The 22,019-nt window shown below is 41.3% G+C and carries 27 protein-coding genes; 22 read left to right on the plus strand and 5 right to left on the minus strand.

Going from position 1 to position 22,019, the window contains the following annotated elements; translation table 11 throughout:
- Positions 1-41: 41 nt before the first annotated feature.
- The 7 genes from DNL43_RS09150 to DNL43_RS09180 all read left to right on the plus strand — a co-directional run bounded on the left by DNL43_RS09150 (position 42) and on the right by DNL43_RS09180 (position 6,891).
- Positions 42-1,241, plus strand: coding sequence for an acetate/propionate family kinase (locus DNL43_RS09150; protein ID WP_056982566.1), 1,200 nt, complete (start codon positions 42-44; stop codon positions 1,239-1,241).
- A 103-nt stretch (positions 1,242-1,344) separates the two neighbouring features.
- Entirely contained in the window at positions 1,345-2,727 is a 1,383-nt protein-coding gene (locus tag DNL43_RS09155; protein ID WP_056982567.1) for an amino acid permease, read from the plus strand.
- Positions 2,728-2,848: 121 nt separating this feature from the next.
- A complete protein-coding gene (locus tag DNL43_RS09160) occupies positions 2,849-3,457 on the plus strand; it encodes a metallophosphoesterase family protein (protein ID WP_056982569.1) in 609 nt (202 codons plus the stop codon).
- A gap of 21 nt (positions 3,458-3,478) precedes the next feature.
- Complete coding sequence (locus tag DNL43_RS09165) at positions 3,479-4,870, plus strand: bifunctional metallophosphatase/5'-nucleotidase (protein ID WP_056982571.1); 1,392 nt, start codon at positions 3,479-3,481, stop codon at positions 4,868-4,870.
- A gap of 13 nt (positions 4,871-4,883) precedes the next feature.
- Positions 4,884-5,465 (plus strand): YutD family protein, encoded by a 582-nt coding sequence (locus DNL43_RS09170; protein ID WP_054768990.1) that lies wholly within the window; start codon positions 4,884-4,886, stop codon positions 5,463-5,465.
- A 17-nt stretch (positions 5,466-5,482) separates the two neighbouring features.
- Complete coding sequence (locus DNL43_RS09175) at positions 5,483-6,256, plus strand: TIGR01457 family HAD-type hydrolase (protein ID WP_056982573.1); 774 nt, start codon at positions 5,483-5,485, stop codon at positions 6,254-6,256.
- A 2-nt stretch (positions 6,257-6,258) separates the two neighbouring features.
- Positions 6,259-6,891: a TIGR01906 family membrane protein gene (locus DNL43_RS09180; RefSeq protein ID WP_225364639.1), complete on the plus strand. Its 633-nt coding sequence runs from the start codon at positions 6,259-6,261 to the stop codon at positions 6,889-6,891.
- 8 nt (positions 6,892-6,899) lie between these two features.
- On the opposite strand, the gene DNL43_RS09185 is transcribed toward DNL43_RS09180, so the two are convergent.
- Entirely contained in the window at positions 6,900-7,088 is a 189-nt protein-coding gene (locus DNL43_RS09185) for a PspC domain-containing protein (RefSeq protein ID WP_054768989.1), read from the minus strand.
- A gap of 117 nt (positions 7,089-7,205) precedes the next feature.
- Here DNL43_RS09185 and DNL43_RS09190 point away from each other — a divergent pair, with 117 nt between their 5' ends.
- Both DNL43_RS09190 and DNL43_RS09195 read left to right on the plus strand, forming a co-directional pair.
- Complete coding sequence (locus tag DNL43_RS09190) at positions 7,206-7,457, plus strand: hypothetical protein (protein WP_054768988.1); 252 nt, start codon at positions 7,206-7,208, stop codon at positions 7,455-7,457.
- An 83-nt stretch (positions 7,458-7,540) separates the two neighbouring features.
- Positions 7,541-8,707, plus strand: coding sequence for a hydroxymethylglutaryl-CoA synthase (locus DNL43_RS09195; RefSeq protein ID WP_056982575.1), 1,167 nt, complete (start codon positions 7,541-7,543; stop codon positions 8,705-8,707).
- A 47-nt stretch (positions 8,708-8,754) separates the two neighbouring features.
- Here the strand turns inward: DNL43_RS09195 and lexA are convergent, their stop codons facing one another.
- A complete protein-coding gene (gene lexA / locus DNL43_RS09200; protein ID WP_054768987.1) occupies positions 8,755-9,393 on the minus strand; it encodes a transcriptional repressor LexA in 639 nt (212 codons plus the stop codon).
- 124 nt (positions 9,394-9,517) lie between these two features.
- On the opposite strand from lexA, the gene DNL43_RS09205 reads away from it, so the two are divergent.
- Both DNL43_RS09205 and DNL43_RS09210 read left to right on the plus strand, forming a co-directional pair.
- The gene (locus DNL43_RS09205) at positions 9,518-9,802 is read left to right on the plus strand and encodes a DUF896 domain-containing protein (protein WP_056982577.1); all 285 of its coding nucleotides are present in this window, start codon (positions 9,518-9,520) and stop codon (positions 9,800-9,802) included.
- A 105-nt stretch (positions 9,803-9,907) separates the two neighbouring features.
- Positions 9,908-10,132, plus strand: coding sequence for a YneF family protein (locus tag DNL43_RS09210; protein ID WP_056982580.1), 225 nt, complete (start codon positions 9,908-9,910; stop codon positions 10,130-10,132).
- A gap of 57 nt (positions 10,133-10,189) precedes the next feature.
- On the opposite strand, the gene DNL43_RS09215 is transcribed toward DNL43_RS09210, so the two are convergent.
- A complete protein-coding gene (locus DNL43_RS09215) occupies positions 10,190-10,819 on the minus strand; it encodes a lysophospholipid acyltransferase family protein (protein ID WP_056982582.1) in 630 nt (209 codons plus the stop codon).
- A gap of 87 nt (positions 10,820-10,906) precedes the next feature.
- Between DNL43_RS09215 and DNL43_RS09220 the strand changes: the two genes are divergently transcribed.
- From DNL43_RS09220 to DNL43_RS09230, 3 genes are all read left to right on the plus strand, one after another.
- On the plus strand, positions 10,907-11,659 hold the full coding sequence (locus tag DNL43_RS09220) for a tRNA1(Val) (adenine(37)-N6)-methyltransferase (RefSeq protein ID WP_054768986.1): 753 nt from the start codon (positions 10,907-10,909) through the stop codon (positions 11,657-11,659).
- Positions 11,643-11,915: a GIY-YIG nuclease family protein gene (locus DNL43_RS09225; RefSeq protein WP_054768985.1), complete on the plus strand. Its 273-nt coding sequence runs from the start codon at positions 11,643-11,645 to the stop codon at positions 11,913-11,915. Before DNL43_RS09220 ends, DNL43_RS09225 begins: the two co-directional genes overlap by 17 nt.
- Positions 11,916-11,998: 83 nt before the next feature.
- Complete coding sequence (locus tag DNL43_RS09230; protein ID WP_054768984.1) at positions 11,999-12,997, plus strand: D-2-hydroxyacid dehydrogenase; 999 nt, start codon at positions 11,999-12,001, stop codon at positions 12,995-12,997.
- Positions 12,998-13,074: 77 nt separating this feature from the next.
- On the opposite strand, the gene DNL43_RS09235 is transcribed toward DNL43_RS09230, so the two are convergent.
- A complete protein-coding gene (locus DNL43_RS09235) occupies positions 13,075-13,803 on the minus strand; it encodes an HAD family hydrolase (RefSeq protein WP_056982584.1) in 729 nt (242 codons plus the stop codon).
- Positions 13,804-14,038: 235 nt separating this feature from the next.
- Between DNL43_RS09235 and rpsB the strand changes: the two genes are divergently transcribed.
- A complete protein-coding gene (gene rpsB / locus DNL43_RS09240; protein WP_056982585.1) occupies positions 14,039-14,839 on the plus strand; it encodes a 30S ribosomal protein S2 in 801 nt (266 codons plus the stop codon).
- A 92-nt stretch (positions 14,840-14,931) separates the two neighbouring features.
- A complete protein-coding gene (tsf, locus tag DNL43_RS09245; RefSeq protein WP_054768982.1) occupies positions 14,932-15,807 on the plus strand; it encodes a translation elongation factor Ts in 876 nt (291 codons plus the stop codon).
- Positions 15,808-15,968: 161 nt separating this feature from the next.
- Here tsf and DNL43_RS09250 read toward each other — a convergent pair whose 3' ends face one another.
- The gene (locus tag DNL43_RS09250; RefSeq protein ID WP_010619295.1) at positions 15,969-16,994 is read right to left on the minus strand and encodes an IS30 family transposase; all 1,026 of its coding nucleotides are present in this window, start codon (positions 16,992-16,994) and stop codon (positions 15,969-15,971) included.
- Positions 16,995-17,227: 233 nt separating this feature from the next.
- On the opposite strand from DNL43_RS09250, the gene pyrH reads away from it, so the two are divergent.
- The 6 genes from pyrH to rseP all read left to right on the plus strand — a co-directional run bounded on the left by pyrH (position 17,228) and on the right by rseP (position 22,000).
- On the plus strand, positions 17,228-17,950 hold the full coding sequence (pyrH, locus tag DNL43_RS09255) for a UMP kinase (protein ID WP_054768981.1): 723 nt from the start codon (positions 17,228-17,230) through the stop codon (positions 17,948-17,950).
- A 3-nt stretch (positions 17,951-17,953) separates the two neighbouring features.
- The gene (frr, locus tag DNL43_RS09260; protein WP_056982586.1) at positions 17,954-18,517 is read left to right on the plus strand and encodes a ribosome recycling factor; all 564 of its coding nucleotides are present in this window, start codon (positions 17,954-17,956) and stop codon (positions 18,515-18,517) included.
- 16 nt (positions 18,518-18,533) lie between these two features.
- Positions 18,534-18,989, plus strand: coding sequence for a hypothetical protein (locus DNL43_RS09265; protein ID WP_054768979.1), 456 nt, complete (start codon positions 18,534-18,536; stop codon positions 18,987-18,989).
- A 143-nt stretch (positions 18,990-19,132) separates the two neighbouring features.
- Complete coding sequence (locus tag DNL43_RS09270; RefSeq protein WP_054768978.1) at positions 19,133-19,903, plus strand: isoprenyl transferase; 771 nt, start codon at positions 19,133-19,135, stop codon at positions 19,901-19,903.
- 12 nt (positions 19,904-19,915) lie between these two features.
- On the plus strand, positions 19,916-20,704 hold the full coding sequence (locus DNL43_RS09275) for a phosphatidate cytidylyltransferase (RefSeq protein WP_056982588.1): 789 nt from the start codon (positions 19,916-19,918) through the stop codon (positions 20,702-20,704).
- A 21-nt stretch (positions 20,705-20,725) separates the two neighbouring features.
- Entirely contained in the window at positions 20,726-22,000 is a 1,275-nt protein-coding gene (rseP, locus tag DNL43_RS09280; RefSeq protein WP_056982591.1) for an RIP metalloprotease RseP, read from the plus strand.
- The last annotated feature ends 19 nt before the right edge of the window (positions 22,001-22,019 follow it).

Below are 22,019 nucleotides of genomic sequence, written 5' to 3' on the forward strand. Positions count from 1 at the left end.
TTTATCTAGTATTTTAAAAAAACAGAGGAGCATTACTTATTATGGGAAAATCAATTGCAATTAACGCTGGTAGTTCTACTTTGAAGTACAAATTGTTCCAAATGCCCGAAGAAAAGGTTCTTTCAAGCGGTGCTATTGATAGAATTGGTTTGGGTGCATCAGAAGTTTCTATCAAGTACGGCGACGGTAAAAAGTTCAAAGATACTGAAGATATTGACAACCACGAACAAGCTATTCAACTTGTTCTTGATAAACTGTTAAGCCTGGATATCATTAAGGACTACAACGAAATTACCGGTGTTGGTCACCGAATCGTTGCCGGAGGTGAACTCTTTCCTGATTCAGTTGTCATCGATGATGATGTTATCAAGAAGATTGAATCATTAACTGAGTTTGCACCACTTCATGAACCTGCTGCATTACTTGGAATCAAGGCGTTCAAGAAGATTCTCCCTAACACGATTAGTGTCGCTGTATTTGATACTTCATTCCATACCACACTTCCTGAAGTCAACTACATGTACAGTTTGCCTTACGAATATTACCAAAAGTATCAAGTTCGTAAGTATGGTGCTCACGGAACCAGCTACCGTTATGTTTCTGCTCGGGCAGCTGCTTTATTGGGCAAACCATTAAAAGACTTGAAGTTAATTGTTCTTCATTTGGGTGCCGGTGCTTCAATCGACGCGATTAAAGACGGCAAGTCATTTGATACTTCAATGGGCTTCTCACCAGTTGCCGGAATTACAATGGCAACTCGTTCTGGTGATGTTGATCCTTCAGCATTACAATATGTCATGCAAAAGGCCGGCATTAAAGACATGGATGAAATGGTTGATATTTTGAACCATAAGTCAGGTCTTGTCGGTGTATCTGGTGTTTCTGCAGATATGCGTGAAATTGAAGGCGTTATGAAGACCAACCACCGAGCAATGCTTGCCCGTGAAATCTTCAAGAATCGAATCATTCGTTACATTGGTAGTTACATTGCCGAAATGGGTGGCATTGATGCTTTGGTATTTACCGCCGGAATTGGTGAAAATGATATTATGATTCGTCAGGAAGTTACTGACAAGTTGGGTTACTTTGGTATTAAGGTTGATCCTGAAAAGAATAATATTCGCGGCGAAGAACGTGATTTATCCGCTGCCGGTTCAACTGTTAAGACATTGTTGATTCCAACCAATGAGGAATTAATGATCGTTCGAGACATTGAAAGATTACGTAAGGACCAAAAGTAATTTCTGATCGATAATCTATAACACAATCAACGGCCGTGATAACAAATCACGGCCATTGTTTTAGAATCATGACAATGAGATTAAATAGAAATGGAGGCACAGTGTGGAAAAACAAGAAGACGACAATCAACTGTCCCGGGGCCTCAAAAATCGACATGTTCAATTAATTGCACTTGGTGGAACAATTGGAACTGGATTGTTTCTGGGTGCCGGCCAATCAATTCATTTGGCTGGACCCTCGATTATATTGGCATATGGAATTGCCGGCTTAGCGTGTTTTCTGCTGATGAGAGCACTTGGTGAATTGTTAGTGTCCGATGTAGAAAGTAATTCATTTGTGTTTTTCATTAAAAAATATTTAGGTGAAAAAATGGGCTTTGTGATCGGCTGGACTTATTGGATGTGTTGGATCGCAATTGCCATGGCAGAAGTGACTGCCTCGGGATTATACGTCCAGTTTTGGTTTCCAAACATCCCAATCTGGCTAACGGGGCTAGTCCTGCTATTGATTTTGTTCATCATTAACATTGTGGCTGTATCGGCGTTTGGGGAGACTGAATTTTGGCTGGCAATTATTAAAATCGTCGCCATCGTTGCCCTGATTTTGATTGGAATTGTCCTGGTTGCAATTCACTACAAGACGCCATATGGTCATGCGTCACTTATGAACGTTGTTGACGGTGGTTTCTTCGCCACCGGAGCAAAAGGGTTTGTTTTATCATTTCAAATGGTCCTCTTTAGTTTTGCCGGAATTGAAATGATCGGGATGACTGCCTCTGAAACCCAGGATCCCTTGGTGACAATTCCAAAGAGTATCAATGAAGTCCCAACCCGGGTGCTCTTGTTTTATATCGGTTCATTGCTTGCCTTAATGAGTATTTTCCCATGGCAGCATGTATCGCCAACTTCAAGCCCCTTTGTTCAGGTGTTTGCCGGTGTTGGAATTCGATCGGCCGCGGTGATTATCAACTTTGTGGTTTTAACCGCTGCTATCTCAGCATGTAACAGTTCACTGTTTACAACGGGGAGAATGTTGTTTTCCCTGACGTATAACGGTAAATCGAAATTCAGTCAGAAAGTTGGCTCACTATCTCGGAGACAGATTCCCTTTAACGCAATTCTGTTTTCAACAGCCGTGATTGCGGTGATTGTTTTGCTGAGTATTATGATGCCTGGGGATGTCTTCTCATTTATTTCCAGTGTTGCAACGACTTGTTTCCTGTTTGTGTGGGGAATGATTGTGTTGGCTCATTTGAAATATCGAAGAAGCATCCAAAAGGCTGGCAGGGAGAAAAAGCTGAAATTTAAGATGCCACTTTTCCCGTTGACTGACTACTTTGTTTTGATCTTTATGGTCTTTGTCGCATTCGTCTTAACACTTAAAACTGATACTTTGATTGCGCTGGTAGGGTCGGTTATCTGGCTGATTGGGTTATTTGTATTTAAAAGCCTGACCGATAAAGTTAAAGACATAGAAGAAGAATGATCAATTGCCAGGGCGTTATTGTCCTGGCTTTCTTATTGGTTTGAGAATACTTTCTAATTACTAAATTTGTCTTGGGTGGTATCATTAATGATATAACTTATGTACGAAAGAAGACCTGTTCATGCAATTTTTTACTGCTGACACGCATTTTTTTCATGAACGCTTGCTGGGAATGAGCGAATTTGCTCCACGGCCATTTTTAACAGTGGAGGACATGAACGAAACCATTATTAAAAATTGGAATCGCCGAGTTGGTGAAAACGATGTCGTCTATCATCTGGGGGATATTGCAATTTTGCATACCCGACCAGAAAAAGTTGCTTTGGAAAAAATCTTTGAGGTATTGGATCAATTAAATGGCCGCCTGGTTTTAATCAAAGGCAACCATGATTCACGGGCTTTATTCAAATATTTGGAAAAGCATAATCACCCCGTTGGCAATCATCAGAAATTTGAATTTCACGATGTCGGCGTCCTGATTAAAATGAATCATCGTCAGTATTATATGACCCACTACCCAATGATGATGGGAATTGTCAAACAGATTATCAATTTACACGGCCACATTCATCACTATGCGGTCCCAATCAAGGAGAACATCAATGTTGGTGTTGATACTCCGGAAACTGATTATCTTAAGAAAAAGCCACCTTTTGGAACCCCATTTTCTCAAGCTGAAATTGAAGAAATGGTTGAAGGAAAGGCCACGGATTTCGCAAAACGACATTAATTAAACGGATTGGATGGTTTGATGACTGAGAAATTAACAATATTACACACCAATGATTTACATTCTCATTTTGAAAATTGGCCGCGTATTCGAAAATTTATTACCGATCGACGAGCAGAGTTGGAAAAACAGCCCAATTCTTCTGTGATCACAGTCGATTTGGGGGATGCGGTTGACCGCGTTCACCCCTTAACCGAGGTCACAAATGGGAAGGCGAACGTTGAACTGCTTAACCAGGTTCACTATGACGCGGTTACAATTGGGAACAATGAAGGCCTGACAAATAGTCATGAACAGTTGGATGAGCTGTATGACGATGCCAACTTTGATGTTATTTTGGGTAACATTTTGGATAATACGACAAAACTGCTGCCTAAATGGTCAAAGCCAAGCAAAATTATCACAACGCCTCAAAAGACTCGCGTCCTGTTGATTGGGCTGACGGCGCCATATCTATTGACGTATCCGATCCTTGGATGGCAGCCCCTGAAGCCTGAAAATGTTTTGCCAAAAATCTTAGCTGATAATGAAGGTAAGTACGATGTTTGTGTGCTGCTTTCTCATCTCGGCTTGCCGACAGACCGCATACTGGCCAGAAAGTTTCCGAAACTGGACGTCATTATCGGTGCCCACACCCATCATTTGTTGGTTCACGGTGAAAAAATTAATAATTCCTTATTGGCCGCCGCAGAAAAATGGGGACACTATATCGGTGAGATTACTTTGGAGCTTAATGATTCCCACCAGATTGTTTCCAGCAAGGCAGAAGTTGTCAAAACATCGACGCTACCGGTTGAGCCGGGGGATGATGCCGAAATTAAAGAATATGAAGAACACGGTGAAAAGCTGCTGGCTCGCAATAAGCTGGCCCGGATTAAGACGCCGATGACAACCAATTTAGTTGGTCATTCCCGGTTGGTAAATGAGGGCTTGCATGCGATAATGGAAAAGGCTGGCACAAAAGCTGGTATTTTGAGTTCCGGTTTATTTTTAACCGATTTACCAGCCGGAATTGTCGACCGCAATCAGCTGCATCAAATGCTCCCACATGCCATGCACGTTATGCGGGTCACATTGGATGGATATAACCTTTGGCGGCTGATTAAAGAAATGGAAAAGAATAAGAACTTCTTGACCAAGTTCCCACAAAAAGGAATGGGCTTTCGTGGAAAGTACTTCGGCCAGCTGCATTTTGAAGGGCTGAGGTTTGATCAGGATGCCGGCCAACTATTCTTCCATGAAGAATTGGTTTCACCTGCCAAAACTTATCAGGTTGCAATGCCTGACCACTATCTTTTCATTCCATTCTTTCCAACATTAAGTATTATTGGCCATAATGAAATTTTGTATGATGAAAATTTACGGGATGTTTTTGGTGATTACCTCGCCAAACATTACCCATTAACACAGTGAAAGGAGGGCTATTGTGGATAGAAAAACTTTAGACGATTTGGTTGCGGAACAGGATGCCAAGCGTAAACCGCTGGCACGCATTACCAAAGTTTCAGAAACCGAGTTCTTGATCAATGATCATAAATATGAGTTGGATACCGACCATACTGATGGTTTTGATTTTAACGAGTTTGTTCGCCGTTACAATCCAGCTCTTAGCCAATATGATTACATCATTGGTGACTGGGGATATGGTAAGTTGCGCCTACGAGGATTCTTTAATGATGATCGAACTGAAACATCTGGTCCGTTCATCTCTTCACTGAACGATTATATTCTGGAAGATGTCAACTTTGGGGCTGCTTACTTTGTCATCCATAACTTGGAGGCACGGCCGGTTATTCGAAAATCTCGGAATAATCGCAGCAATCACCGTTCGAATCGAAAGCGAAACTCGCACAATCGATCCAATCATCGTAATCGTCGAAACCATGCTTTTGAAGAGAAAAAGGTTAGTTCTCACAGGCCGTCCATCGAAAAGCGCAAGCACATGGTGGTCAAAGCCGAAGAAAAGTCCGAAAAACACCATTTCATTATTCGTGAGAGTAAAAATTAATTAGAAGGATTGACTTGATGAAAAAATATAAAGGATATTTCATCGATCTTGATGGAACAGTTTATGCCGGCAAAAAACGGATCCCGGCTGCCAAGCGGTTCATCGAACGGCTGCAGCAGGCGGAAATCCCATTTTTGTTTGTAACCAACAATTCCACTCAGCTGCCACGTGACGTGGTAAAAAATCTTGCTGATAATCATGACATCCATGTAAAACCTGAAAACGTTTATACATCGGGAATGGCGACTGTCGATTTCATGAATGAACATAAGCATGTTGAGTCACCATCGGTTTATATTGTTGGTGAAATCGGCTTGAAGCAAGTGATTCTCGCAAATCATTATCGCTTGGATGCTGACCATCCTGACTACGTTGTGGTGGGACTTGATTCCGACTTAACCTACGAGAAGCTCTCAGAGGCCGTATTAGCCGTTCGAAGCGGTTCAACGTTTATTGGTACCAATCCGGATACAAACATTCCCAAAGAGCGCGGAATGATGCCTGGTGCCGGTTCCGTCGTGAAGTTTGTTGAATATGCGACTCAAACCGAGCCAATCATGATTGGCAAACCCAAGGCGCGGATTATTGACAGTGCGATTAAGAAAATTGGTTTGGAAAAAAGTGATGTTTTGATGGTTGGCGATAACTACAACACCGATATTAAGGCAGGGATTAATGCTGACGTCGATACACTGCTGGTTTATACCGGATTATCAACCAAGGAGCAGGTGGCTAAGGAAACGATACAACCAACTTACCAAATTGATTCCCTGGATGATTGGCGGCTTTAAGATTGAAATTACTTGGGAAACAAAGTATGTATGGCGTTATGATATTTCTGGCCTGCCTGGCGTTGGCAATCTTTTTGACGGTTAACAGTATTTGGCTGTTTGATATCAATATTCACGCGTTGAAATTGACGAAAGCCACTGGATTGCGACCTTCGCAAATGCATCAGGACTATGTCAGAATCATTCAGTACCTGCAGCTGCCGTGGGTCTCGTCATTGAAATTTCATTTCTTTGCCAGCTCAGATAAGGGGCTCCAACATTTTCGCGACGTTAAAAGCCTGATTATGCTGAATAACGTTGTGGGCATTGTGTTGGTGCCTGTCAGTGGTTATCTGCTTCATCAACTAAATAAAAAATCACTAACTTGGCTGTTGATCACACCGATTAAGGTGATCGTGACAGTTTCGTTAGTGATTGTCGCATTAATGTTCGTTAATTTTGAACAGGTCTTTATCGCGTTTCATGAGATTCTGTTTAGAAATCAGGATTGGATTTTTGATCCAAGCTCGGATCCCGTTATCAATATGCTGCCGGACACATTCTTTTTGGAATGTTTCCTGCTGTTCTTCGGGTTCTTTTTCGGGGCCCTTGGAATCATTTACTGGATGAGCCGAAAGTCCCTGCGAAAGACGTGAAGCTAAATTTACGCTGGGTCTTTCATCAAAATCCAGAGAATTAGGTAAGCAATGATCCCCGGGAAAAATGGGGTGAATGCCAAGATGACAAAGATAACCCGTGCCAGGGTTGGATTCCATTGAAAGTGTTCAGAGAGGCCGCCGATGACACCGGCAAATACTTTGTTGGTTGCTGAACGATGGATATTAATCTTCAAAATAATCATCTCCAAATGTTTTAATTTATATTTAAACTTACTATAACTAATTCGCATTTGCATTGCAATTATGCTATATTATTATGTTGTACAAAGGAAATAACTAGGAGAATTTTAATGTTAACTATTAATGTAAATGGAAATTTAGGGAACCAAGAAGTTGTCCTATCTGACAATTCAGTTGGAACGTTAACAGGTGCCAGAGTATTTGGTTCCGCAATGAGTGGCAACCAAGTCGTTCAATGGACATTTATCTCTACCGGACATCAACACGAAGGCTTTGTATACGCCGGTGAACTGATGGAAGGTTTAGTTATTCAGTCAATGAATGGTAATGATGTTTACCAAATTCATTTCACGAATAAATAATCATTAACAATAAGCTGCATACATAATGAGACTGGATATTGATTTCAAATATTCAGTCTCATTCTTTCTTAAAGGAGATTATTATGAAAATTGGAATTGACAAGATTGGCTTTTTTACTTCAAATTATTATTTGGATATGGTTGATTTGGCCAACGCCCGAGGAGAAGATCCGAATAAATATCTGATCGGAATCGGCCAAAAACAACAAGCGGTCATTCCACCAACCCAAGACGTTGTGACGATGGCGGCGAATGCGGCGGAGAAAATATTAACTGATGAAGACAAGCAGTCAATTGACATGGTCGTGTTCGGTACTGAAACCGGTGTCGACAATTCCAAATCAGCAGCTATTTACGTGCAGTCGCTGCTTGGCATTTCCAGCAGTGCCCGTTCGTTTGAAATCAAACAGGCTTGTTATGGTGGAACGGCAGGCGTCCAGATGGCAGCTGATCACATCGCCATGCACCCGGACAGTAAGGTATTGGTGTTGGCAGCCGACATTGCCAGATATGGGATTAAAACGCCGGGTGAAGTGACCCAGGGTGGTGGTGCAATCGCAATGTTGCTCAGCGTTGATCCTAGAATTCTGGTTTTGGATAACCAAAGCGCCTTTCATTCTGAAAATATTATGGACTTTTGGCGCCCATTTTATAAACGGGAGGCCATTGTCGACGGTCATTATTCGACAGATATTTACATTGATTTCTTCAATAAGACTTTCAAAGATTACTGTGATAAATTTGGCCGTTCTTTGACCGATTTTTCAGCATTGGTCTATCACTTGCCATTTACAAAGATGGGGTTAAAAGCCTTGAGAACAGTCGTTGATGACAGTCCGCATTCACAAAAATTATTAAAAGCTTTTGATCAATCCAAGCAGTACAATGCCCATGTCGGGAATTTATATACCGGTTCGCTTTATCTAAGCTTATTGTCACTTTTATCAAATTCCACCGATCTGCATGCGAATGACAGAATTGGGCTCTTCAGCTATGGTTCGGGTGCCCAGGGCGAGTTTTATAGCGCTACAATTGCTGAAACAATGGATTCACGCCGATTAGCCAGCCAAGTTGATAGCGTCTTATCTGATCGGATCAAACTTTCAGTTCCGGAATATGAAAAAATGTATGCTGATGGTTTGCCAATTAACGGTGGCAATGTTACATTTGATGCTGCCAATGATCACAGCCGGTTCGTGTTGCTCGGTAGAAAGGCTGATCAGCTGGTTTATAAAGATCAGCAGGCATAAAAAAAGTTTGACCAACAAATCTGCTGGTCAAACATTCAGTAAACATATTATGAAATATCACTTCTGTAAAGACTGACAACTTTCCCCAGAATACTAACTTTGGTTAATATAATAGGTGCCATGGTATCATTTTCCGGTTGGAGTCGGTAATGATCGCTTTCTTTGAAGAACCGTTTACAGGTTGCTTCGTTTTCATCGGTCATTGCGATGACGATATCGCCATTGTCGGCACTTGACTGTTTTCGGACAACAACGTAGTCACCATCAAGGATCCCGGCGTTGATCATACTTTCACCACGAATTTGCAGCATGAACAGTGGTTGATCACTGTGTGCCAATGCAGGTGGCAGTGGGAAGTAGTCAGTTGCTTCCTGAACAGCCAGGATCGGCTCACCAGCGGTAACAGTTCCCAGGACGGGAATTTGTTTCTGTTGTGGCTGCATGCCCAAGACATCCAGTCCGCTTTCAGTAACTTCCAGTGCCCGTGGCTTTGAGGGATCTTTAACAATGTATCCCTTCCGCTCGAGGCGGGAAATATGACCATGTACGGTGGATGTTGAGGACAGATGAACAGCTTCACCAATTTCTCGAACCGTTGGTGGATATCCTTGTTCATTTACTCTTTCCCAGATGTAATGTAATATTTGATATTGTTTACTTTGGGGATCATTCGTCTTTTTTGACATTTTAGACACCTCATAAGTCCTTGTTTAATGACTTTATCGTATCATAACCCGGTTAACTTTTCAAACACACGTTCGCATTATTTTGAATAAATGCGTTATAATAAAAATTATTGGAGGGATTTCAATGAACGAACAGGAAAAGAAAGAATTGCAATCTAAAATTGGCGATGATGTCTTTAAAGAGCTCATCCCAAGAATCAATGAATTGGCCCACAAAGCCAAAGCTGAGGGTTTAACCGAAGTTGAGAAGCTGGAACAAGCCAAATTACGTAAAAAATATGTTGCCCATTTCCGTGAAAACTTTAAAAAGCAAATTGAAATGATGAAGGTTTATGACAAAGAGGGGAATGAAGTTACCCCTGCAAAGGTCAAGGAAGTTCAACGCCACAAGGGACTTCGGGATGACTAATCAACCGGATTTGTGCGCTTAACAGGGCTATTTATCGATTAGCCCTTTAATTCTATTCAATTATTGTGTAGAATTACTTAGTGATATCATAAAGGAGGCCTTGTCTTGGCAACTTGGATTTGGATTTTAATTGTTGTTTTGGCCTTGATCTTAGGCTTGGTTGGTGGTTTTTACGGTGCTCGTAAGTATATGGAAAAGTACCTGAAAGAAAACCCACCATTCAACGAAGATCAACTGCGTCAACTCATGCTACAAATGGGTCAAAAACCTTCACAAAAGAAATTGAACCAAATGATGCATTCTATGCAAAACCAAAGTGGTAAGAACTAGAATGTTTTCAAAATAAAAAGTCCTAACAAGTAATTGTTAAGGCTTTTTATTTTGAAATTATTTATTCTTTTTTGAGACATCCACGTACTTAAAGTCGGGATTAACCGCATAATCCAATGCGTCAAAAGCACTTTGCATTTCGGTTTCAATCTGTTTTTGAAAATCATCGGTCAGCTTTTGTTTTCGATCAATTTTAATTGGTTCACCGAACGCAACGGTTACCCGTTTTCTTGTGAAAAGCTGTTTGAAGGTGAGTGGCCCCTGATAAACTGCGGGAACCAACGGAACGCCTGACAGCTGCGCAATTAATGCCGCACCGCTCTTGAGTTGACTGGAATGACGGGTTCCCGACGGAAAGAGAATCAATGATAGATCTTGTTTCCGTAAGATTCTGACAGGCTTTTTGATGGCCGATGGGCCGGGGTTGTTACGGTCTACCGAAAAAGCATTTGCATGTAATAAAATCCAACGCAAGATTGGATTCTGAAACAATTCTTTTTTGGCCATGAAACTGAATTTTTTTGGACTTCCTGCCAGTGCAAAATAAATTGGGTCAAACCATGTTCGATGGGGACCAACTAAGATATAATTACCTTTTGGAAGTCGTTCCTTATGTTCATAACGGGCATTGCCGTTGATGATGAACACTAAGATTCGGACAAGGACTCTCATGAATGAGTAAAACAATTCATTTCCTTCTTTCTTATCTGATAGAATTATATTAACTTAAAATAGAAGGTTTTGGCAAACTTAATTACGAAGGAACATAGCGATATGCAAGTAAAGTTACATGGCGATGAAAGAATCGACCAATTATATAGTAAAGGGATTCAAATAATTCAAAGTAAAGAGGTTTTCTCCTTTTCACTTGATGCGGTGCTCCTCGCTGATTTTGTTCAAACAACGGGGCACAAGACAAAACAAGTCGTTGACATGTGTGCGGGCAATGGGGCGGTTGGCCTGTTTTTAAGTGAAAAGACGGCAGCTCACATTACCATGATCGAAATTCAGCCCAGGCTCGCAGACATGGCTCAACGAAGCATTGAACTGAATGGGTTGGGTTCCCAAATCGACGTGGTCAATGACGATCTGAAAAACGCATCCAAATATGTTAAAAAGGATTCAGTTGATATTGTCGCCTGCAATCCACCATATTTTGTCAATTATGAAACCAGTGAAAAGAACCCAAACAAATATCTTGCAATTGCCAGGCACGAAATCATGACGAATTTGGATGAAATTGTCAATTCCGCAGCCGGCTTGTTGAAAATGAATGCCAAACTTTTCATGGTTTACCGGCCTGACCGGCTGACTGATCTGTTTGTGGCGTTAAGGACGCACCGGCTGGAGCCGAAACGACTAAAGTTTGTCAGACCCCGATTGGGTGAAAACGCCAATATGGTCTTGGTTGAGGCAATCAAGGACGGCAAGCCAAATGGGTTGAAAGCCGAACGTGATATTATCACGTATGATGGCAATGAATACACTGATGAAGTAAAGAAGATGCTTTATGGAACAGACAAATAGGTATTATATGTATGTTTTATTATGCGAAGACGATACGCTTTATACAGGATTCTCAACGGATGTTGAAAGACGGTTTCACCAGCATGTGAAAGGGCTGGGTGCAAAATATACCCGTTCCCACGTTCCTGTGAAAATATTATTCAAGCAGGAATATACCACCAAACACGATGCACTGAGCGCGGAATACGCATTTAAGCAGCTTACCAGAGCACAAAAGATCCATCGCCTGGCAGAAAAGGGCGTTAAAATGGAGTGAATTGTTGAACAAACTACGAAAAGTAGTGAAAATTATTATCAAAAAGTGTTACAATTTAGGTATTCTGTTAGGAGGTAATATTCGTGAAAATTATTGCATATGGCATTCGTGACGATGAGAAACCTTATTTAGATAAGTGGAGTGAAGAAAATCCCGACGTTGAAGTTGCTTCAACCGGTGAATTACTTGATGAATCAACTGTTGATCAAGCAAAAGGTGCTGATGGTGTTGTTACCTATCAACAAAAGCCTTACACTGCCGCTGTTTTGGATAAGTTAGGCAGCTTTGGTATCAAGTTCCTTTCACTTCGTAATGTTGGTGTTGATAACATTGACGTCGACGCTGCAAAGCGTAACGGAATTCAAGTTACCAATGTTCCCGCATATTCTCCAGAAGCAATTGCTGAATTTACTGTAACTCAATTAATGAGATTACTTCGTCGGACCAACACATTCGACCGTAAACAAGCAAATGGTGACCTTCGTTGGGCTCCAGACATTGCTGATGAATTGAACCAAATGACTGTTGGTGTCTTTGCAACCGGCCGTATCGGACGTGCTGCAATGCGCATTTACAAAGGCTTTGGTGCTAAAGTTATTGCTTATGATATTTATCATAATCCAGAACTTGAAAAGGAAGGCGTCTATGTTGATACACCTGAAGAACTTTATGCTCAATCAGATGTTATTTCATTACACGCACCTGCAACCAAAGAAAACGAACATATGATTAATGACAAGACCATCGCTCAAATGAAAGATGGTGTCTTCCTTCTTAATCCAGCTCGTGGTGCCCTTGTTGACACTGATGCTTTGATTCGTGGTCTTGATTCAGGCAAGATCGGTGGAGCTGCAATTGATACTTATGAAGATGAAGTTGGTATTTTCAACACTGACTTTGGCAGCTTTGACAAGATCCCTGACGAAAGACTTAAAGGATTGATGAAGCGTGAAAACGTTTTGGTCAGCCCACATATTGCCTTCTACACAAAACGTGCCGTTCGTAACATGGTTTACTTTGCAATGGATGCAAACAAATCATTAATTAAGACCGGTAAATCAGATAAGTTGGTAAAACTTTAAAACAATATTTTCTGAATACTAAAAGAGGACTCAACTGATTATTTCAGTTGAGTCCTCTTTGTTGTTGTATCAATTAGTTAATCAACCTGAGCTGCCAAATCCATCAACAGATCTCTTAATTCATCCGGGGTGGTGACAGTTTGATCAGGAATGATTTGCGGATCGGCAATCGGACTTTGATGGCTGTTGTACCAAACTGTTTCCCAACCGGCTTTCTTGGCAGGAACAATATCTTCAAAGTAGGAACTGCCGACGTACATCATCTCGTTACCACGTAAGTTGAATTTCCGATTCATTAAAGTAAAAATTAATGGATCAGGTTTCTTGGCCTTGGCATCCTCTGATGTAATAATTTGTTCACGGCTAAACCAGTGATGCAATTTTAATTTCATAATTTTTGCCAACTGGACATCGTTACTGCCGTTCGTGATAATTCCCAACTTGAACTTGGTTGTGAGGGTATTAAAAACGGTTGTCAGTCCATCAAAAAGGTGAATCGAATTGCTGGCAGACATGAAGGCATTTGTAAATGCACTTGCAGTTTCCTGTGTTAAACCAGGGAGGTCGAACTTTTTAAATGTATGATGTAATGAGTGAAAGTCAATCTCTTCTTTGGATAACTTCAGATCGGAGTCGGAGTTTGATTCAACAACGGCCAACTGCCGCTGCTGGGTGAAGTTGGAGAAGATTTCATTCATTAGTTCTTCACTGATATTTAAATTAAATATTTCGTCGAAAGCTTGAGTAAATGACGGCTTTATATCGTACAAAGTATCGTCGACATCGAAAACGATGGCTTTAATCATGTATATATTCCTCCTCGCCACGAAATAACATTCTAACATGGATTCTCAAAATTTAACAATTTTGACAAAAATAATCCGAAAAAAGACATTTGTGCTTGCGCTTCCGGTGCTTTTCTTATATACTTTTATAGGTGTTTTAAATACACACCTAACGTGATGCAATGAGAGTTGCCAGGGATGGTTCTCAAAGCAGATGATCGTTGGGGAGGACAAAAAACAATACGGAGGCTATATCATGGCTGTTATTTCTATGAAACAATTACTGGAAGCCGGAGTACATTTCGGTCACCAAACTCGTCGTTGGAACCCAAAGATGAAGCAATATATCTTTACTGAACGTAATGGTATTTACATCATTGACTTGCAAAAGACTGTTAAGTTGATCGATGTTGCCTACAACTTCATGAAAGAAGAAGCTGCTAAAGGCGCTGTTGTCTTGTTCGTTGGTACTAAGAAGCAGGCTCAGGATTCAATCGCTGAAGAAGCAACCCGTGCCGGCCAATACTACGTCAACAACCGTTGGCTTGGTGGTACTTTAACCAACTGGGAAACTATTCAATCACGTGTTAAGCGTTTGAAGGATCTTAAGAAGATGTCAACTGATGGCACTTTTGAAATTCTTCCTAAGAAGGAAGTTTCACTTTTGATCAAGCAGGAACAAAAGTTGGAACGATTCTTGGGTGGTATTGAAGATATGCCTAAGATTCCTGATGTTATGTTTATCGTTGACCCTCGTAAAGAGCAAATTGCTGTTCACGAAGCAATGAAGTTAAACATTCCGATCGTTGCTATGGTTGATACCAACACTGACCCAGATCAAATCGATGTTGTTATCCCATCAAACGATGATGCTATTCGTGCCGTTCGTTTGATCACTTCAAAGATGGCTGACGCTATCATCGAAGGCCGTCAGGGTGAAGATGATGTCAACGAAAAGACATTTGAAGGCAAAGATGGCGACAAGAAAGCCAAAAAAGAAGATTCAATTGAAGATATTGCAAACGCCGTTAAAGGCAGCAAAGATTCTAAAAAATAAATATTAGCACTTAGGCTGACTCTATCGCTTTGGACCAATTTGGCCTTGGTGTAGAGTCAGTTTTTATTCACAATTAAAGGGAGGCCACTAAGATGGCAAAAATTTCAGCATCTCAAGTTATGGATTTACGTAAGAAGACCGGTGTCGGCATGATGGACGCTAAGAAGGCGCTTGTTGCTACCGAAGGTGATTTTGACAAGGCGATTGAAGTATTGCGTGAAAAAGGGGTTGCCAAAGCTGAAAAGAAGAGCGACCACGTTGCTGCTAATGGTTTAACCACTATTGCTATTAAAGGTAATACTGCAGCAATTGTTGAAATCAACTCAGAAACCGACTTTGTTGCTTCAAGTGACCCATTCAAGCAACTTGTTAAACGCGTTAGTGATGCAATCGTTACTAACAAACCTGCCGACGTTGATGCTGCTCAAGCATTGAAGACTGACAAAGGCACTGTTAAGGATGACTTGATTGAAACAACTCAAGTTACCGGTGAAAAAGTTACTTTACGTCGTTTTGCCGTTATTGAAAAGAATGACGACGAAGTATTTGGTTCATACCTCCATAATGGTGGTTTGATTGGTTCTCTTGTTCAATTAAAGGGTGCCGATGAGGAAACTGCAAAGGATATCGCAATGCACGTTGCAGCTACTAATCCTGAATACTTGAACAAAGCCGAAGTTCCTGCCGATCGTTTGGCACATGAAAAAGAAGTTTTGACTCAAGAAGCTCTTAACGAAGGTAAACCAGAAAAGATTGTTGAAAAGATGGTTGAAGGTCGTTTGCACAAGTTCTTGGCAGAAATTTGCCTTGAAGATCAAGACTTTGTTAAAGACCCAGACGTTACTGTTTCCAAGTACGTTGCTTCAAAGGGTGGTTCAATCGTCAAGTTCGTCCGTTACGAAGTTGGTGAAGGAATCGAAAAGAAGCAGGAAAGCTTTGAAGACGAAGTTCGTGATCAATTAAAGTAGTTTAATTGAGGGCCAGAACAAGACAATCCGTTTTGTTCCGGTCTTCTTTTGTGATTGCATTTGGATTATAAGAAATTTTGTCGATTCTCCTTAAAAGTTGTTACCTCAATTGTCAAATCAAGTGCAACACTAAGAATCTATTCTTAGAAGTGGTCTAGTTGCTAAGCTAGTTCAGGCATTAGATCGGCTGGGCAGCGATAGTTCAATGACCGCCGTAGCCGGTTGTTTAAGGTATCTTGAGCCAGCTGAATGTCAATGAGTGAGGCCGAAGCCAAGGATCTGCCCTTCGGGAAGAACTCGCGCAAAAGGCCGTTAGTGTTCTCATTGGTTCCACGTTCCCATGGTGAATAAGGATGGGCAAAGTAGATGTCAGTTCCCTTGACTTGACTCAAGCTTGAGAACTCAGCACCATTATCAAAAGTAATGGTTTTAAAGTGCTCGGTTCCATAGTCATATAAGGTATTCTGGAGGGCTTTCAAGCAAGTGTCGGCATGATAATTGGGAAGTTTAACGATGATCTCTAAGCGACTAACACGTTCAGTCAAAGTCATTAATGCTGGCTCAGATTCAACCCGTTTGCCTTTGACCAAGTCACCTTCCCAGTGTCCAAGCTCTTGACGCGCTTGAACCATGGCGGGACGCTCTTCGATTGAATGGCCCAGATTTTTCTTATTGATTCGATGATGCTTTGCCCCGGGGCATTTAATCCGGCGACGTAGTTTAGCTGGTAGGTCTGAATTGCGGATAGCTAAACGCTGGTCATCAATATACCGGTACACCGTCGGTGTTGAGGGGCAGACAAGCCTTGGGTGATCAGTCTTGAATTGGTGGACAAAAGTATCCACACTATGCATCCTGGGACGCGCTTTTAAAGCTGTCACCAAAGCATTACAGAAGGTTTGACAATGATCAAAGAGTCCACGATAACAGCTATTTAGTCGGTGCTTACGATAAATTGCTTCACCAGTTTCTGCCAGATATGACTGTTCAAAGATATGAGTACTAGCGTTAATCTGTGTCGTTGTCCCACGTTTTAATTCACGTGAAATCGTGCTGGGATTACGATGAAGGGCCTGGGCAATCCGGCGGATAGACCAATCTAAGTCCCTTAGGGATTCAATTCGACCACGTTCAGCTAAATTGAGTTGGTGATACTGATTAGATATGATATTCTTAATTCGGGTCATGAAGATACCTCTTTCTTGTTTGTGGTGAATTAAGAATAGGTCTTCATGGCCTTTTTGACTAGTCTGAATAAAGAACTGGTCTAGTAGAGCAGGTGTTGCACTTCAATTTTAAATCGAGGCTTAAAAGTTGTTAAGAATATTTGATAAGAATTCTTCAATATCCTTGTTTTCTTGTTGATTGCAATGGGAATATGCTAAAATTGTAGTAATGATTAACTATGGGAGGCACTTGGATGTCTAAAGTAAAGTACAATCGAATTATTTTAAAATTAAGTGGAGAAGCATTAGCCGGTGATCGAGGCTTTGGTATCAATCCACCTGTAATTAAGGACGTCGCCCAAGAAATTAAGGATATTTTTAAACTGGGTGTGCAGATCGGAATCGTCGTTGGCGGTGGTAATATGTGGCGTGGTGAAGCCGGTGCCGAAATGGGCATGGAACGTGCGCAAGCCGACTACATTGGAATGCTCGGAACGACAATGAATGGTCTTGCCCTTCAGGACAACCTTGAACATTTGGGAGTTCCCACAAGAGTTCAAACATCTATTGAAATGCGTCAGATTGCTGAACCTTACATTCGACGAAAGGCAGTTCGCCATCTTGAAAAGGGACGAGTTGTGATCTTTGCCGCCGGAACCGGTAATCCATATTTCTCAACTGACACGACAGCCGCATTACGGGCTGCTGAAATCGGTGCCGATGCAATTTTGATGGCTAAAAATGGTGTTGATGGCATTTATTCATCAGATCCACGAACCCACAAAGATGCAGTTAAATTTGATACACTTTCATATATGGATATTTTGGAAAAGGGCTTGAAAGTTATGGATTCCACAGCAAGTTCATTGTCAATGGATAACCATATTCCATTGGTTGTCTTTAACTTGAACAAGCCTGGAAACATTCGCAAAGTCGTTACTGGTGAGAATATCGGAACAACTGTGAAGGAGAAATAATTTATGGCAGATGCACAATCAGTTTTAAGTGAAGCAAAAGAAAAAATGAAGAACACTCGTGAAGTGCTGGAACATGATATGGGCAGTATCCGTGCCGGTCATGCAAACGCCAGTTTACTGACCGATGTGAAGGTTGATTATTATGGTGCTCCAACACCATTAAACCAGATTGCTTCAATCAGTATTCCTGAAGCTCGAGTTATTTTAATTACCCCTTACGACAAGAGTTCTCTTAAGGACATTGAAAAAGCAATTTACGAGGCAGATCTTGGCATTAGCCCAGCTAATGCAGGAACTGCCATTCGTTTGGCCGTTCCTGCATTGACTGAGGACCGTCGTAAAGAAATTGCCAAGCAGGTTAAAGCAACCGGTGAAAAGAGTAAGGTTGCCATTCGAAATGTTCGTCGAGAAGCAATGGACACGCTTAAGCGAAGCAATAAGAACGAAGATATTACCGACGATGAATTGCATCGTTATGAGGATCAAGTTCAAAAATTAACTGATGATTCTATTAAAGGTGTCGATGGAATTGTATCCGATAAAGAAAAAGAAGTTATGAATGGTTAGAAAGAGGGACAATATCATGGCAGACAATAATAACAATAACAATAATGCAGATAATGATGAAGTTGCAGTTGTACCAGGTACTGACGAATTTGGAAAGATGTTATTCAAGCTCAATAAACCGGTAACCGAAGATAATTTGGGTGTATTGGATTATAACGGCGGCCACTTACAACCCGTTCAAGATGGATTGTATGCAATGCCTGCTTATGTAACTGACGGCTTTAACTTATTCTTTATTGTGTCTCAATTGGTTGAAAATGATTGGGTTATTGCATTTTCAAAAGCAACCATTGAAAACGATAATGAAATTACTGATTTGTCTGAACCATTAACAACTGGTAAGGGACTGAATCTATTGGGCCAAAAGAGTCCGGAAGACGCCAACAAATTATTGAAGTACTTTAACACATTAGCCGAAGCCAAACGTGGTGAATGGCGAATGGTTGAACGTCCTAATGGTGAGTCTGACTAGTAATCAATTTCATTTTATGGCTGGAAAAAACATTTGTTTTGTTCCAGCCATTTGGTGTTTAATGATATTTTGGTATGCGCAGAGTATCAGATGATGATATCTGGCGTTCGGTTGTTCCAAAATCTTTATTTAAGGAGTGTACAATGTTTAAGAACACACAAGACAATCAACGGTTGGAAGATGAGCTGGATAAAAATAACATTCCGGATCATGTTGCAATCATTATGGACGGAAATGGCCGTTGGGCACAGAAACGTCATTTGCCCAGAATTGCCGGACACAAGCGTGGAATGGAGACGGTTAAGACCATTACCAAAGTCGCCAGCGATTTAGGCGTCAAAGTCTTAACCCTTTATGCGTTTTCAACCGAAAATTGGAAACGGCCGCACGATGAAGTCAGCTATTTAATGGGATTACCTGTGAAGTTCTTTAACGATTTTGTACCAGACTTGATTAAAAACAATGTGCAAGTTAAAGTCATGGGATTGATCGATCAATTGCCTGCTCAGACGCAAAAAGCCGTTAACGATGCCATTAAGGACACCTCCCAATGCACAGGAATGGTTCTAAACTTCGCGTTAAATTATGGTAGTCGTTTGGACATCAGGATGGCAGTTCAAAAAATTAGTCAACAGGTTGCCGATGGGCAACTCGACGTGGATAAGATTGATGACCAAACAATCTCTGACAATTTGATGACTGGTTTTCTGGGTGATCTTTCAGATCCGGACCTTTTGATTCGAACCTCCGGTGAAGAACGAATTTCCAATTTCTTGTTGTGGCAGATTGCTTATAGTGAATTGGTATTCACCGATGTTTTATGGCCTGATTTTGACAAGTCTGTTTTTCAGAAAATGATTTTAGAGTATCAGCATCGCGACCGCCGATTTGGCGGGATTAAAACTAGTAAATAGGGGAGAAACAAATTGAGACAACGTGTAATAACAGCTATTGTGGCACTATTAATATTCATTCCAATCATTATCATGGGAGGAATTTGGATTGATATTGCGGCTTTAGCTCTTGGAATTGTGGCAATTTCAGAAATTCTGGTTATGAAAAAGAAGTTATTAATTTCGCCAGAATCAATCATTGCTTATCTAGGAGTCTGTGCGCTAATTCTCCCTACCAAATGGACCAGTTTTTTACCAGGGCATCTTACTCAAAACTTTGTGTTCTTCATTTTTGTTTTGCTGCTGTTACTTCAAACGGTTTTCAGCAGGAACTTGTTTACATTCGATGATGCTGGTGTTATCACATTGGGAATGCTGTACGTTGGAATGGGATTTCATTATTTCATCGCTGCACGAGGCCTCGGATTAACTGTTCTGCTGTACGCACTGTTTATTGTTTGGGTGACTGATAGTGGTGCCTATATCTTTGGTCGGATGTTGGGCAAACATAAGCTGGCGCCGAGAATTAGCCCCAACAAGACTTGGGAGGGATCCATTTGCGGTTCACTGGCAGCCACAATCTTATGTACGATTTTTGTTGCCTTTTACCCAATCGCTGGGCATTCACTTTTGCAAATGTTCATATTTACCATTATTCTCTCTATAGCTGGTCAATTTGGCGATTTGATTGAATCGGCCTTGAAACGTTATTACGGCGTTAAAGATTCCGGCAAAATTCTCCCTGGACACGGTGGAATTTTAGACCGATTCGACAGTTTACTCTTTGTTTTGCCAATGCTTCATTTGGTCGGCGTTATTTAGTTTTTAGGAGGAAAGAGTCACTTGATAACTACAATTATTGTTTTCATCATCGTTTTTGGTATTCTTGTGATCTTTCATGAGTTTGGCCATTATATTACTGCTAAACACTCGGGCATCTTAGTCCGGGAGTTTTCGGTTGGAATGGGACCCAAAGTTTTTTATTACCGAAAAAATAGTACCACCTTTACTTTGCGGCTGCTGCCACTTGGCGGATATGTCCGGATGGCAGGCGAGGCCGACGACGGTGAAGATGAATTAAAGCCCGGTACGCCGGTAACACTTCAGTTAAATGATCAGGGCGTTGTTACCTCGATTAATACCAGCAACAAGCATTCTCTGTTCCAAGGGATTCCGTTAACCGTTACCGATACCGATCTGGATGACAATTTGTCTATCAAAGGATATGAAAACGGTGATGAGTCACAAGTTAAGTCATTTCCGGTAGACCATGACGCAACAATTGTTGAAAAGGATGGAACTGAGCTGCAGATTGCACCACGGGACGTTCAATTCCAGTCGGCATCATTACCACATAGAATGTTAACCAATGTTGCCGGGGTGTTTAATAACCTGATTTTGGCAATCTTGGTATATACAATATTAGGATTTGTTCAAGGAGGCGTTGCCTCCAACACCAACAAGGTGAATGTATTGCCATCCGACTCTGTTGCTAAAACAGCTGGTGTTAAGTCCGGTGACCGAATTGTTGAAGTTGACGGTCATAAAATTACCGACTGGCAGGATTTGACCGTTCAAATCAGATCCAAAGCCAATAAGAACATTTCGGTGAAGGTTGATCGTGATGGACAAGATAAGACGCTGTCTATGAAACCAAAGGCCCAAACGTCTGGTGGCCAAACATCAGGATTTATTGGCATTACACAAACCATGGACAAAAGTTTTAAAGCCAAAATTCTTTCCGGTTTTACCATGACATGGTCGGTTGCCAAACAGTTATTTGCGGCGCTTTGGAGTATGGTGAGTGGTCACTTTAGTCTGAATGATTTGGGTGGTCCGGTTGCCATCTTTGCCACAACGTCACAAGCAGCCAAGATGGGTCTGGCCGGCGTGTTGAATTTCTTGGCATTCCTGTCACTTAACCTGGCAATCATTAATTTGATTCCAATTCCAGGCCTTGATGGTGGTAAATTGATTTTGAATATTTTGGAAGCCATCCGAAGAAAGCCGGTTTCTCAAACAACCGAAACGATTGTGACATTGATTGGCTTTGCATTTTTGATGCTGCTGATGATTTTAGTTACCTGGAATGATATTGAGAGATACTTTTTACATTAATTAAGTAAATTTTGAAGGA

Source organism: Lentilactobacillus kefiri (assembly GCF_009739535.1).
Classification (GTDB): Bacteria; Bacillota; Bacilli; order Lactobacillales; family Lactobacillaceae; genus Lentilactobacillus; species Lentilactobacillus kefiri.